The sequence below is a fragment of the Ruegeria sp. CDSB086 genome (assembly GCF_059611065.1).
Genome location: NZ_JBXWOV010000001.1, coordinates 77,538 through 89,996, shown reverse-complemented (window position 1 = coordinate 89,996; position 12,459 = coordinate 77,538). Strand labels below are relative to the sequence as shown.

13 protein-coding genes and 1 pseudogene are annotated in these 12,459 nt (G+C 57.7%); 4 read left to right on the top strand and 10 right to left on the bottom strand.

The window, feature by feature from the left end:
- Positions 1-8: 8 nt before the first annotated feature.
- From nusB to AC2FIO_RS00405, 4 genes are all read right to left on the bottom strand, one after another.
- A complete protein-coding gene (gene nusB, locus AC2FIO_RS00420) occupies positions 9-491 on the bottom strand; it encodes a transcription antitermination factor NusB (RefSeq protein ID WP_496694978.1) in 483 nt (160 codons plus the stop codon).
- Positions 488-1,039, bottom strand: coding sequence for a 6,7-dimethyl-8-ribityllumazine synthase (locus AC2FIO_RS00415; protein ID WP_496694976.1), 552 nt, complete (start codon positions 1,037-1,039; stop codon positions 488-490). The genes nusB and AC2FIO_RS00415 overlap by 4 nt, the downstream gene beginning before the upstream one ends.
- A gap of 2 nt (positions 1,040-1,041) precedes the next feature.
- On the bottom strand, positions 1,042-2,163 hold the full coding sequence (ribB, locus tag AC2FIO_RS00410) for a 3,4-dihydroxy-2-butanone-4-phosphate synthase (RefSeq protein WP_496694974.1): 1,122 nt from the start codon (positions 2,161-2,163) through the stop codon (positions 1,042-1,044).
- Between the two features lie 112 nt (positions 2,164-2,275).
- Positions 2,276-2,863 carry a riboflavin synthase gene (locus tag AC2FIO_RS00405; RefSeq protein WP_496694972.1) on the bottom strand — a complete coding sequence of 196 codons (588 nt, stop codon included), beginning with the start codon at positions 2,861-2,863 and terminating at the stop codon, positions 2,276-2,278.
- Between the two features lie 141 nt (positions 2,864-3,004).
- Between AC2FIO_RS00405 and AC2FIO_RS00400 the strand changes: the two genes are divergently transcribed.
- The 3 genes from AC2FIO_RS00400 (at position 3,005) to AC2FIO_RS00390 (ending at position 7,532) form a co-directional block, all read left to right on the top strand.
- The gene (locus AC2FIO_RS00400) at positions 3,005-4,303 is read left to right on the top strand and encodes a capsule polysaccharide biogenesis protein (protein WP_496694970.1); all 1,299 of its coding nucleotides are present in this window, start codon (positions 3,005-3,007) and stop codon (positions 4,301-4,303) included.
- An 80-nt stretch (positions 4,304-4,383) separates the two neighbouring features.
- A complete protein-coding gene (locus tag AC2FIO_RS00395) occupies positions 4,384-5,535 on the top strand; it encodes a polysaccharide biosynthesis/export family protein (RefSeq protein ID WP_282118786.1) in 1,152 nt (383 codons plus the stop codon).
- Complete coding sequence (locus tag AC2FIO_RS00390; protein ID WP_496694968.1) at positions 5,535-7,532, top strand: capsule polysaccharide biogenesis protein; 1,998 nt, start codon at positions 5,535-5,537, stop codon at positions 7,530-7,532. The genes AC2FIO_RS00395 and AC2FIO_RS00390 overlap by 1 nt, the downstream gene beginning before the upstream one ends.
- Here AC2FIO_RS00390 and ribD read toward each other — a convergent pair.
- The 6 genes and pseudogenes from ribD to AC2FIO_RS00360 form a co-directional block, all read right to left on the bottom strand.
- Positions 7,529-8,629, bottom strand: a complete 1,101-nt coding sequence (ribD, locus tag AC2FIO_RS00385; protein WP_496694966.1) for a bifunctional diaminohydroxyphosphoribosylaminopyrimidine deaminase/5-amino-6-(5-phosphoribosylamino)uracil reductase RibD — start codon at positions 8,627-8,629, stop codon at positions 7,529-7,531. The genes AC2FIO_RS00390 and ribD overlap by 4 nt on opposite strands.
- Positions 8,626-9,096, bottom strand: a complete 471-nt coding sequence (gene nrdR, locus AC2FIO_RS00380; protein WP_058274803.1) for a transcriptional regulator NrdR — start codon at positions 9,094-9,096, stop codon at positions 8,626-8,628. Before nrdR ends, ribD begins: the two co-directional genes overlap by 4 nt.
- A gap of 121 nt (positions 9,097-9,217) precedes the next feature.
- Positions 9,218-9,631, bottom strand: a pseudogene (locus AC2FIO_RS00375) (secondary thiamine-phosphate synthase enzyme YjbQ).
- A gap of 18 nt (positions 9,632-9,649) precedes the next feature.
- Entirely contained in the window at positions 9,650-10,051 is a 402-nt protein-coding gene (locus tag AC2FIO_RS00370) for a hypothetical protein (protein WP_282118790.1), read from the bottom strand.
- A gap of 78 nt (positions 10,052-10,129) precedes the next feature.
- On the bottom strand, positions 10,130-10,678 hold the full coding sequence (locus tag AC2FIO_RS00365; protein ID WP_496694963.1) for a DUF4166 domain-containing protein: 549 nt from the start codon (positions 10,676-10,678) through the stop codon (positions 10,130-10,132).
- Positions 10,679-11,227 carry a thiol-disulfide oxidoreductase DCC family protein gene (locus AC2FIO_RS00360; protein ID WP_496694961.1) on the bottom strand — a complete coding sequence of 183 codons (549 nt, stop codon included), beginning with the start codon at positions 11,225-11,227 and terminating at the stop codon, positions 10,679-10,681.
- Positions 11,228-11,377: 150 nt separating this feature from the next.
- On the opposite strand from AC2FIO_RS00360, the gene AC2FIO_RS00355 reads away from it, so the two are divergent.
- A complete protein-coding gene (locus AC2FIO_RS00355; RefSeq protein WP_496694959.1) occupies positions 11,378-12,415 on the top strand; it encodes a helix-turn-helix domain-containing protein in 1,038 nt (345 codons plus the stop codon).
- Positions 12,416-12,459 lie beyond the last annotated feature (44 nt).

Genomic DNA, 12,459 nt, shown 5'->3' with positions numbered 1-12,459 from the left:
GGCTTTGCTCAAAACGCCTCTGGCTGTGATTCGCGGGCCATGTGATCCAAAACTGCGTTGACGAATTTCGGTTCTTTACCTTCCGGGAAGAACGCGCGCGCCACGTCAACGAATTCGGTGATGACGACCTTTGGTGGCGTATCGCCTTGGGTCAGTTCGGCCCCGGCTGCACGGAATGTGGCGCGCAGAGTCGGGTCGATGCGTGCAATAGGCCATTTGGCGACCAAAGCGCGGTCGGTCATCTGGTCAATCGGTGCCTGATAATTCACCGCGTCTTCAACCAGTTTGCGGAACACGCGGATATCGCCGTCCAGCATTTCCTCGCCCTCATAGACAGCGCCAAACCGATGATCCAAAAACTCGTTCACGACTGCTTCCGTCGTTTGGCCCGATTGCTCCATCTGGAACAGCGCCTGCACGGCATAAAGCCGGGCGGCGGATTTCATCAGGCGTTTCTGGTTGGCCGGTTTCGGCGCGTCTGTCTGGGTCATGCTGTTGTGGGTCCGTTGTTGTCGCCCGCCACAAGGATGGACTCTGACGGCGGCTTGAACCCGACGCCCTTTTTGGAAGAGCCCCACTTACGGCTGAGTGCAATCAGATGCAAGGCCGCAGCGGCTGCACCACCACCTTTATTCATCTTTTTAGGATTTGCGCGGGCTTCTGCCTGATCGTCATTTTCGACGGTCAGGATGCCATTTCCAATAAGAAGACCCTGCAGACCCATCAACTGGATCGCCCGGCTGGAATCGTTGCACACCGTTTCATAATGCGTGGTCTCACCCCGGATGACACAGCCCAGCGCCACGTAGCCATCATAGTTGCACTGGCGATCCGCCATGGCGATGGCGGTCGGGATTTCCAGCGCGCCTGGAACTTCAACAACTTCGCATGTGCCGCCAGCGGCTTCGATCTCGGCCTTGGCACCAGAAACCAGATTGTCGGCAATGGCCCGATAGAAGGGCGCCACCACAATCAAAAGTTTCACAGGCTTGTCGAATGTCGGCGTTGGCAGCACGCCGTGTTTGTCTTGTTCAGCCACGATCAATCATCCTTGAGAATGGAACGGGTTCCGACGATGGAGATTCCAAACGCGTCGAGACCCAGATATTTCGTTTCCGGTGTATCGGTCAGCAACACCAGTTCCTGGATACCCAGCTTGGACAGGATCTGCGCCCCTAGACCGGTTTGCTTGATGGTGCGCGGGCCTTCATCATCGGTTGCGTATAGCGCGTTGCGCGGTTCACGAAACAGGCAAACCACGCCACGTCCTTCGGCGGCGATCTTTTCCATAGCACGCGGCAGTTCCTGCGGCGATTTTGGACCCAGGCCCAGAACATCAGGCGCTTCATGCAGTGCATGGGTTCGGGTCAAAACCGGCTCGGGCGTGGTGATGTCACCCTTGATCATGACGACATGTTCGATGCCATGTGTCTGATCCGTGAACAGACGCATTTCCCATTCGCCGCCGTATTCTGACGTCACAGTCCTGCGCGAGGTTTCGACGACCAGATTGTCGTTGCGCGAGCGATATGTGATCAGGTCACTGATCGTGCCGATCTTCATGTCGTGCTCTTTTGCAAATGCAACCAGATCGGGCAGACGTGCCATGGTGCCGTCAGGCTTCATGATCTCGCAAATCACCCCTGAGGGGTTCAACCCGGCAAGCCGAGAGATATCGACCGCCGCCTCTGTATGACCGGCGCGCACCAGCACCCCGCCCCGTTTGGCGCGCAGCGGAAAGATATGACCCGGTGTAGCGATTTGCGCCATCGTGTTCTGTTCGTTGATTGCTGTTTCAACTGTCAGCGCACGATCTGCTGCCGAGATGCCGGTTGACACGCCTTCGCGCGCCTCGATGGAAACGGTAAACGCGGTTTCGTGACGGGATGAGTTGTTCACGGCCATCATCGGCAGGCCAAGGGCATCGACGCGCTCTGCCGTCATCGGCAGGCAGATCAACCCGCGCCCATGGGTGGCCATAAAGTTGATCGCCTCGGCATCTGCAAACTCGGCCGCGATGACCAGATCACCCTCGTTCTCGCGATCTTCATGATCGACCAGGATATACATCCGGCCCTTGCGCGCCTCTTCGATGATATCTTCGATCGGGCTGATCGCGTCGCGCAGCTGGGCCTCGACGGGACCGGGGGTTTCAAAGCTCATGGGGCAGCCTTTCACAAGAGCGTGTCTGGACGGCTGGATAGACCACCAAGCGCTCAAATACCAGAGCGCTTGCGGCCACGGATCGTCAAAACGCGGCGTCGAAACCGGCGGGTCAGGACATCTCGGCCAAACGGGCGACGTAGCGCGCCAACGTGTCAATCTCGAGGTTCACCTGATCACCGACCGAGACATCGCCCCAGGTTGTCACCTCTTTGGTGTGGGGGATGAAATTGATCCCGAAATCGCAACCGTCCACGTCATTGACCGTCAGCGAGGTTCCGTTCAGCGCAACTGATCCCTTGGGCGCTATAAAGCGGGCCAATTCCCTGGGCGCGCGCAACGTTACACGGGTGCTGTCGCCTTCGTCCTGCAGGGCAACAACCTCGGCCACGCCGTCGATATGGCCGGAAACAATGTGCCCACCCAGTTCGTCCCCAACCTTGAGCGCGCGTTCAAGGTTCACGCGTTTGCCAACTTGCCATGTGTTCAGATTGGTTTTCGACACCGTCTCGGCGCTGATCTGCACATCGTACCAATCATCCTCAAGGGCAATCACAGTCAGACAGACGCCGTCACTGGCGATGGATGCGCCAATATCAATACCCGCAGTGTCATAGCCGGTTTTGATCCGAGCACGCAGATCCCCTTGCTGGTCCAAATCGGTAACAATTCCGATATCGGTGACGATCCCTGTGAACATTGCTTTCACCCTTAGCTTATAACCTGTGCGTATGTGTAACCGCCGAGGTAAGCCCAAGAAACGCTGCGGGCAAGCCCTGCCTTGCCCGGATTGATGTATACAGGCATAATTTTGGTACCAAACGATAAAGAGCAGACCAGGATGCATCCACTCGCCTCGCGCTCGCATCGCCGTGTCTTCCTGTTTTTGCAGGGACCGCATGGCCCTTTCTTTAGCGCACTGGCACGCGCTTTGCGCGCCGCCGAGGCTGATGTTCTGCGCGTGGGGTTTAACGCGGGCGATGAAGCGTTCTGGTTTGATCGCAGCACCTACATCCCGTTTTTAGACAACTCCGAGCAATGGCCCGAAACCCTTAGGGAACTGATCCGGTCACGGTCGGTCACAGATATCGTTCTATACGGCGACACCCGCCCGGTTCATGCCAAAGCTGCGGATGTTGCGCGCGAAGTGGGCGTGACTGTCCATGTCTTCGAAGAGGGGTATCTGCGCCCGTGGTGGGTCACTTACGAACGGAACGGATCAAATGGACACTCACGGTTGATGTCTTTGGACGTCGCCCAGATGCAAGATGCGCTTGACCAGTCCGAGGCACCAGTTCCACCGCCACCGTCCCATTGGGGCGATATGCGGCAACACATATTCTACGGTGCGCTTTACCACTGGTTTGTCCTGTTCCTGAACCGGAGGTACTCCAACTTCAAGACGCACCGGGAATTGCCGGTATCAACAGAGTTTCGCCTGTACTTCAAACGGCTTGCGCTGATGCCTTTCCACAGAATTAGGCGTCGCTGGGCAACCATGCGCGTTCGTCAAAACGGCGCACCCTATCACCTAGCCTTGTTGCAACTGGGTCATGACAGCTCGGTGCAGGCCCATTCAGATTATACCTGCATGTCGGATTTTCTGGAGCATGTAATATCGGGTTTTGCCAAAGGCGCTCCGGCCCATCACCTTCTGGTTCTGAAGGAACATCCGCTGGAAAACCATCGCGAGCCACTGCGCCGCAGGGCGCGCGAAATAGCCCGCGCGCACCAAGTGGCGGATCGCGTACACTACGTTCCCGGCGGCAAACTGGCTGGATTGCTGGATGACGCGAACACAGCAGTGACGATCAACTCTACGGCTGGTCAACAAGTTCTGTGGCGCGGAATCCCGTTGCGCAGTTTTGGAAAATCCGTCTACGACAAACCTGAGTTTGTTTCACAGCAACCCATTGCCCAGTTCTTTACCGATCCGGACGTACCGGACCACGGAGCTTATCGGGCTTACCGGCAATTTCTATTGAAAACCAGTCAGTTACCCGGCGGCTTTTATTCACTGCGTGGGCGACGGCAACTGCTGCGCCGCGCCGCCGACATGCTGTTGCAGTCGCATGATCCCTACCAGTCCGTTTTGTCCGACAACGAGGCGTCGACGCCACAGTTGAAACTCGTCGAATAAGCTGGGTTGGTTGGTGCTGGATGTTGAACCCCGAACAAGCTAAGTTGACGCAAACAAAAGACGACTGAGGATAATCGGCAGTGCAGTGCTTTCCAATTCGCTGGGTGCGAGGGGCCGCCCTTGTGGCTGTATGTGGCGTGCTGGCCGCGTGCCAGCTCCCTAAATCTGGCCCCAACAAGTCCGAGATTTTGGCGGGTTCAGTTGAAAATGGTGGCAATGCCTTTGTCGTCGAGGTGGATGACAGGGTCGCACGAGCGACATCCAAAATCCCCCAATTCGGTTTCTCGTCTTCCTTCACCAGCGCGCAAAGCCTGACGGCGGATACCGTTCGCCCTGGAGACGTGTTGGGATTGACGATCTGGGAAAACGTCGATGACGGCCTGCTGTCAGGTGAAGTCGGATCCTCGACCACGCTGAGTGAAGTTCAGGTGGACGCCGACGGATTCATCTTCGTGCCATATGCCGGACGTGTGCGTGCGTCTGGAAACACACCCGAGCAGTTGCGTCAGGTGATCACTGCAAAACTACAGGATCAAACGCCAGACCCTCAGGTCGAGGTCCGCCGGTCCGCCGGGGATGGCGCAACTGTCGCGGTGTCTGGAAGCGTCGCGGCGCCGGGAATCTATCCAATCGAACTCCCGACCCGCACGTTGACCGGCATGCTGTCAGAGGCCGGAGGTGTATCAACTGGTGTAGGTGCATCAGGTGGTACTGACATTTCGCTCGTGACATTGATCCGCGGAAACCAAAAAGGGACCATCTGGTACGATGACCTGTTCAGCAATTCCAAGCTGGATGTGGCCCTTCGCGGCGGTGACCGCATTCTGGTCGAAGCGGACAGCCGGTCGTACATTGCCCTTGGTGCAACTGGCGGCCAGTCGCGCGTGGCGTTTGACACGCAGGACCTTTCGGCGCTTGAGGCTTTGGCGCAAGTCGGTGGCCTGCTGTCGCTGTCTTCCGATCCAACGGGGATATTTATCTTGCGTGACGAACGTCAGGATATCGCACGCTCGGTGATGGGCCGTCCGGACCTGCAGGGCGATCAGCGTATGATTTACCTGCTGAACCTGACAGCACCAAACGGTCTGTTCATTGCACGGGATTTCGTCATTCGCGATGATGACACTATTTACGTGACCGAAGCACCATATGCGCAGTGGACCAAGTCTATTTCCTTGATCTCCGGTGGCCTTACACCCCTGGCCAATGTCGCCACGCTGACAGGCAACTGATGTCGCCTGAAACAACAGCCGGGTCTGAACGTACCCGGTTGTTTGTCTACAATGGCGGCTTCCTGACATCCCGCCGAATTCGCCGAATGTTGTCCCTGTCCGGTTACGACATCCGGATTGGCCTGCCCAAAGACGGTGATGCCGTCGGAGTTTGGGGCAACAGCCCGACGGCCCACCGCGGCCTTGCTGTTGCGGCTCGGCATAATGCCCCAGTGCTGCGCGTCGAAGACGCCTTTCTTCGGTCTTTGCATCATGGCCGCAGCGGAGAGCCGCCTCTTGGCCTGTTGCTTGATCGATCCGGCTTACATTTCGATGCGGCTCAGGCGTCCGATCTGGAAACGCTGTTGGCCACCGATCCCTTGGACGACACCGCCCTGCTGAACCGCGCACGGGGCGGGATTGAACGGATGCGCGACCTGCATCTTAGCAAATACTCGGCCTTTGATCTGACCGCTCCGCCCCCTGACCCCGGCTATGTACTGGTGGTGGATCAGGTCCGCGACGATGCGGCTGTGACGGCCAGCGCCGGGGATGAGGCCCGGTTTCGCGAAATGCTGGTCATGGCGCAGGAAGAGAATCCTGGCGCCAAAGTTCTGATCAAGACACATCCCGAAACCATCGCCGGGCATCGTTCAGGCTATTTCACCACCGCTGACCAAACCGATCGCGTCTCGGTCATCAGCACACCGGTTAGTCCGTGGGCTTTGTTGGAAGGTGCGGTTGGCGTTTACACCCTGTCCTCACAGATGGGGTTCGAGGCGATTTTGGCCGGACATAAGCCGCGTGTTTTTGGCCAGCCCTTCTATGCAGGTTGGGGACTGACGCAGGATGAAGCACACCTGCCACGCCGCCAACGCAACCTGACGCGCGCGCAATTGTTCGCTGCAGCGATGATCCTCTATCCGACCTGGTACGATCCATACCGGGACCAGCTGTGCGAGTTGGAAACCGTTCTGGATACCCTTGAGGCGAGAACCCGCGCCTGGCGGCAGGATCACAAGGGATGGACCGCCTCGGGTATGCGCCTGTGGAAACGCAAACACCTGCAACGGATGTTTGGGCGCGAGAAAACGGTCCGCTTCACCGACAATCAACCAGCGCAGTCAGATCGCCCTCACATGGTCTGGGCAAGTAAAGCCAAGGGCACGGAAAGTGCCGTCCGGGTCGAGGATGGCTTTCTACGCTCGCGCGGGCTGGGCGCAAAACTTGTACCGCCCCTATCATTGGCAATGGACAATCAGGGGATCTATTACGACCCGACGCATCCCAGCCAACTGGAAGGGTTTATTGCCGCACGGGAAACTCTGCGGCCAGATCAGGAATTGCGTGCCGAAAGGCTGATCGCTCAAATCGTGTCCGCCCAAATCACCAAGTACAACACAGGGGTCGGCGCACCGGATTTGCCTGAGGGGCATCGCATACTCGTCCCCGGTCAGGTTGAAGACGATGCTTCAATCCAGTTGGGCACCAACACTGTTCGCACAAATACCGATCTGCTGCGCGCCGTGCGCGAGGCAAACCCAAACGCCATTCTGATCTACAAACCGCACCCCGATGTCGAAGCGGGCTTGCGCGATGGGGCAGTCGAGGCCGCAGCCCTCGCCGATGTCATCGCCACCCATTGCGACCCGGCAGCTCTGCTGTCGCAGGTCCAGGAGGTCTGGACCATGACCTCATTGCTAGGGTTCGAGGCTTTGATGCGCGGTGTCAGAGTGACCACCCTGGGCGCGCCTTTTTATGCGGGTTGGGGGCTGACGAACGATTTGGGAACCGTCCCAGTCCGCAGGGGCGCACGACCAACGGTTTTGGGTTTGGTTCACGCGTCGCTGATCGATTATTCCCGATATATGGACCCTGTGACAGGTGAGCCCTGCCCCGTAGAAGTTGCGGTTGAACGGCTTTCACAAGGTGCGGCGCCCGCAGGCGGTCCACTGCTTCGAGTTTTGTCAAAACTACAAGGCGCATTCGCGACCCATGCACATATCTGGCGTCGTTAACGCAGCGCCCGCGCCCAACGGTGCAGGATGTCCGGCCCGATGACCTGGGTCTCGATCAACTCAAAACGCGGGGCATTGTCCAACTTGTCCAGCCCAAGCGTGCCGATGGCTGACAACCCTTCGGCACCGATCGCAAGCCCGGCGGTGAACCCGACCAATTCATCGACCAAATCCGCAGCAAGCAGCGACGCCGCCAATGCCGCCCCGCCCTCGCAGAATACGCGGGTCAGACCTGCTTTACCCAACTGCTGCAACAAGTCCGCTGCATCGATCTGGTGATCGTCCAGCGCACAAGGCAGCAGTTGCGCCCCAAGCCCGTCCCACGCGCGGGCTCGCTCGGCATCCGGGGATGGGCCGTGACATAGCCATACGGGTATTTCATCAGCCGTGCGCGCCAGCTGCCCCAACAAGGGAATGTCCAAATGGCGCGAGACCACAATTCTCACAGGCTGAGCGTCGACACCTATATCCCGAACGGTCAAGGATGGGTCATCGGCGCGCGCGGTACCTGCCCCGACCATCACCGCATCATGACGTGCTCGCATGGCATGCACGGCACGCCGCGCCTTTGGGCCGGTGATCCATTGACTGTGCCCCGTGGCGGTGGCGATGCGCCCATCAAAACTGCTGGCCAGTTTCAGGGTTACGAAAGGACGCCCCTGTTCGGTTTTCAGGAAGAACCCCGCAAGGTCCTGGGCTGCCTGTTCGGCCAGAACGCCGGTGACAACTTCGATCCCCGCCTCGCGCAGCATGGCAAAGCCCTGCCCTGCAACACGCGGATCGCTGTCTTCGATGGCCGCGACAACACGGGCCACACCGGCAGCGATCAGGGCCTCGGCGCAAGGGGGTGTTTTACCGTGATGGGCGCAGGGTTCAAGCGTGACATAGACCGTGGCACCCCGTGCCGCGTCTCCGGCTTGTGCCAGCGCTTGGGGTTCGGCGTGCGGACGACCACCCGGCTGGGTCCAGCCGCGTCCCACAATGCGCCCGTCACGCACGATCACGCAACCGACCGCTGGGTTTGGCCAGCACGTCCCTTGACCGCGCCGCCCCAAAGACAGGGCAAGCGCCATGTATCGCTTATCTGTTTCGCTCACTCGTCCGTCGAAGGCTGCGGCGGGCGCAGTTCGTGGACAAACTCCTCGAAGTCATCGGCCGCCTGGAAATTCTTGTATACGCTCGCAAAGCGAACATAGGCGACGGTGTCGATCCGCGCCAGAGCTTCCATAACGATCTCGCCAATTTTGCTGGACGGGATATCGGTCTCGCCCATGCTTTCCAGGCGACGCACGATACCAGAAATCATCTGGTCAATACGTTCCGGATCAATCGGGCGTTTCTGCATCGAAATGCGGATCGAACGTTCCAACTTGTCCCGATCGAAATCTTCGCGTTTGCCGTTGGTTTTGATTACCACCAGATCACGCAACTGGACACGTTCGTAGGTCGTAAACCGCCCCCCACACGCGGGACAGAACCGACGCCGACGAATGGCCGCATGGTCCTCTGCCGGGCGTGAATCTTTGACTTGAGTATCGATATTTCCGCAAAACGGGCAGCGCATCCACCGTCTCCTCGTCCCTGGTTCCGCCTCTTTTTGTAAGCACTATGACTTACTTATCCACAACTATAGGGTAGCCGCTAGGATTTGGGTAGTCGGAAATTTCCACCGCAACATAAAGGGGTCAGGCGAAATGCGCCGCGACCTTTCGCACATGCGCTGCGGTGCGGTGTTCAAACAGGTAAATGCCCTACCATGTTCCCAGCACCGGTTGCCCCGCGGACACAGGAACAGAAAGCGATACAGGTAAAAGTGCCGCCTTGATATGGGCGGGCATGTCGTCGGGGCCTTCGTACGTATGGCGCAGATAGGCCATAACCGGGTTATCAGACGGCGGCACCAAACGTTCAAAAAAGGCGTGCAGATCTGTTTGCACCTCAGGATCAGCGTTTTCCTGAATGGTCAGCGAACACGACGTATGCCGCACAAACAATGTCAGCAAACCATCGCCTGAGACCGAGTTAAGCCAGTTGCGCACGTCCCGGGTGAATTCGTACAACCCTGGTCCGTTCGTCGAAATAATAAACTCGGTCTGCATATGGCGATCAGTCCTAGATCAGTCGCGGAACGGGCGGATGTTGCAACGTCCGTTTGCCCCCTGAACCGACATGCTTTCGCCAGCCTTGAAACCGACTGAGATTGAACTGCTTTGCTGGGCAACGTTTGTAGGTTGCTGCAGCGAGAATTGAACGGCCGTGCGGCGACCCGTTGCTTCGCTGGGACCATAGCCGCGCACCACATAAATACGTTGCTGCCAACCTGCACCCAAAGTCCGGCGCGCAAAGTCTGCAGCCGCGCACCAATACCCGTCCACGTCCTGACGGGCCCGCGGGATCACTTCGAACATATTGCTGTTGACGGCAACCGTCTGAAATCCGTTTCGCGCAGCCGAGGCCGACGATAGGGGCACAGACAGCAAGATCGCGGCAGAAACCGCCAATGTCATAACCTGTTTCATAATCATACTCTCATTCATTTCGAGGTAATTTCTCAAATAGTATACATTCTTACCGGGCAAAGCTGGTTCACAATCAATTCAGTCAACGCGGGTCCTCGCGTGATAGAACGTTAGCCAGCCCTGATACCGGATTAAAGCCCCAACAAGCGGCATCCGGGCCGACACGTCAAACCGGAACCGTCCTTCATCATCCTGCCATTCCTCGGTCTTTGATTGCGGCAGAAGCACCTTCGGGAAAGGAACTCGCAACAGGCTGAGGCGCATGATCTGGATCTCTAACCTCTCGGGTACAAATACCGGCTTTAACCATACGGAGACCTGCCCAAACTGCTCGCAGACGCATCCCTGGTCCTGGTCCAAAGTCAGCCGCGATCGGGTGATGTGACCATCGAAATCGCGCGTCCATATCCAAGCGTTCCCCTCTTGCTCGACCCTGAGACGCACCGGGATGTCGTCACCCCCGGACGGCATGCCGGCAAAACGCAACGCGAGTTTGGCCAGCCACCCCTTGCCCGGCGTGACCGAGCATCGCCCGGAATAAATTCCGCCCGTGCTGTGCAAGGCCTGCAGCGCCCTGGGCAGGTTCGTGCCCACGGGCAAGGCTTGCATAAAGGGATCAGGGTGCACTCAGAACCCCTCAGGCAGAAAGCGAGCTTGCAGCGTTTTGTCTGGGATCATGCAGGTCGGCGAACGTCCGAAGATTGCATACCGGTTTCTGGCGACTACGTAATACAGCGGGTCTTTGATGATGCGAGGAAGAAACCTGCAGATCGAAAGAACCCACCAAAACCCCGGCAACTTGCGCATCGCAGCTGCGAAAGCATCCAACCGCTGATGAACCACGCCATCGGTAACGACGAGATTGGTTTCAAAGTCCCGCGTCGGTAGTCCGAGGTGAGAATACAGCCTTTGCCCCAATGGCGACTGCGCGGTGGCAAATTTGAACCGCTGCGCCTTGTCTCGCGCGACCATGAAACGAAAGAAGCCCGAACAGAGAACGCATTCGCCGTCAAAGACAATGAAATCCTGACCATCCGCCGCATCTGTTGCCAGTTTGGTCATGCCAGTTACGCTCATTAACCCGTTTTGACGCACATTCGCATCACTGCGCGTTCCGGGCAATGCGACACTGGGCCATCTTTGCGAATTGATATGTGTCGGGGAGCCGCGGGTCATCTGCGCGACAAGTTTCCTGGGCTCTGACCTCATCCCCACAAGGCTTAACCCGACAGCACGCGGAAAATACGTAAGACACCCAATGTAGTCTTGCGAAATTCTGCCATTGTTATTTGAATAGATGACAGCGGCCGGAACAAAGGCCGCGAAATGAAATACGCTGCTAACTCGGGTTTGAACATGGACGTCGATATTGCCCGCATTCAAGTGTTGTCCAAAACACTAGATCTAAGGGCAGAAGATCCTTCGATTGGTGATCGCGTGCTGGCCAAATCCGGTCTGAGCCGCAGCGACATTGCGCCACCTGCAACAGCCTATAGCGCGCACAAAGAGGCGTTGTTTGTCCGCTACGCCTGCGACGCGCTGAATGACATCACCTTTTCGGCCAGTGCTGGGCTTGGCTTCAGGTCGTCCTCCAGCCTGACGGCGTATATCAGTAAATACTCGCGTGATCTGAAGCAGGTGATCGAAAACTCGTCGCGGTTTCACGGGATGATAGACCCGGCTTTGTACTTCAGCCTGCGCGTTTCTGGAAATTTTGCTTCAATCGAAGCCGACTGGAAGGATGCCAGTTTTGCCCGATATCACCGTCGTACCGAATTTTTGATTTTCGCGGCCCTCGCCCGCATTCGCTCGTTAACGCAGACAAGTTTCTTTCCTATAGAAATCCGCTTTCAGCACGAGGTCGGCGAAGCCAGAAAAGAGTTTCAGAAACTAGCGGGCTTTCCTGTGTCCTTTGGTGCAGAACGGTTGGAAATAATACTGACGCTGTCCTCATTGGATCTGCCGGTGCCAACATATGACCCCTCTCTGCGCGAGCATCTTCTGTCATATGGCGACAGGGTTCAGGCCGAAAGTGACCAGCCCGCGCAAAAACTCAGGGCGCAAGTCGAGGGGCTGATCACCCGGTCTATGCCCGGCGCGATTATTCAGGCGGACGACGCAGCCTCGAACCTTGGGATGAGCCCGCGCACGTTTGCCAGACGGTTGAATGATGAAGGCACAAGCTATCGTGAGATTGTCGAAGACTTGAGGTGCGATCTGGCGCAGACTTTTATCACCAACGGGATGCCCTTATCGGAAATCGCCTATTCGCTGGGCTACGCGGATCAACCTGCGTTTTCTACGGCTTTCAAACGCTGGACCGGTCAGGCACCCAGCACGTTCCGCACTCGGTTGGAACCGTAATACGGAAAGGGTGGCCGGGGGTCGTCAGCGGCACAGCCTCGCCC

What these genes read in the sequence shown, in the direction of transcription:
- nusB (WP_496694978.1), bottom strand. Translation starts at nt 491, where the DNA reads ATGACCCAGACAGACGCGCCGAAACCGGCCAACCAGAAACGCCTGATG.
- ribB (WP_496694974.1), bottom strand. Translation starts at nt 2,163, where the DNA reads ATGAGCTTTGAAACCCCCGGTCCCGTCGAGGCCCAGCTGCGCGACGCG.
- AC2FIO_RS00405 (WP_496694972.1), bottom strand. Translation starts at nt 2,863, where the DNA reads ATGTTCACAGGGATCGTCACCGATATCGGAATTGTTACCGATTTGGAC.
- AC2FIO_RS00400 (WP_496694970.1), top strand. Translation starts at nt 3,005, where the DNA reads ATGCATCCACTCGCCTCGCGCTCGCATCGCCGTGTCTTCCTGTTTTTG.
- AC2FIO_RS00390 (WP_496694968.1), top strand. Translation starts at nt 5,535, where the DNA reads ATGTCGCCTGAAACAACAGCCGGGTCTGAACGTACCCGGTTGTTTGTC.
- nrdR (WP_058274803.1), bottom strand. Translation starts at nt 9,096, where the DNA reads ATGCGCTGCCCGTTTTGCGGAAATATCGATACTCAAGTCAAAGATTCA.
- AC2FIO_RS00370 (WP_282118790.1), bottom strand. Translation starts at nt 10,051, where the DNA reads ATGAAACAGGTTATGACATTGGCGGTTTCTGCCGCGATCTTGCTGTCT.
- AC2FIO_RS00360 (WP_496694961.1), bottom strand. Translation starts at nt 11,227, where the DNA reads ATGACCCGCGGCTCCCCGACACATATCAATTCGCAAAGATGGCCCAGT.
- AC2FIO_RS00355 (WP_496694959.1), top strand. Translation starts at nt 11,378, where the DNA reads ATGAAATACGCTGCTAACTCGGGTTTGAACATGGACGTCGATATTGCC.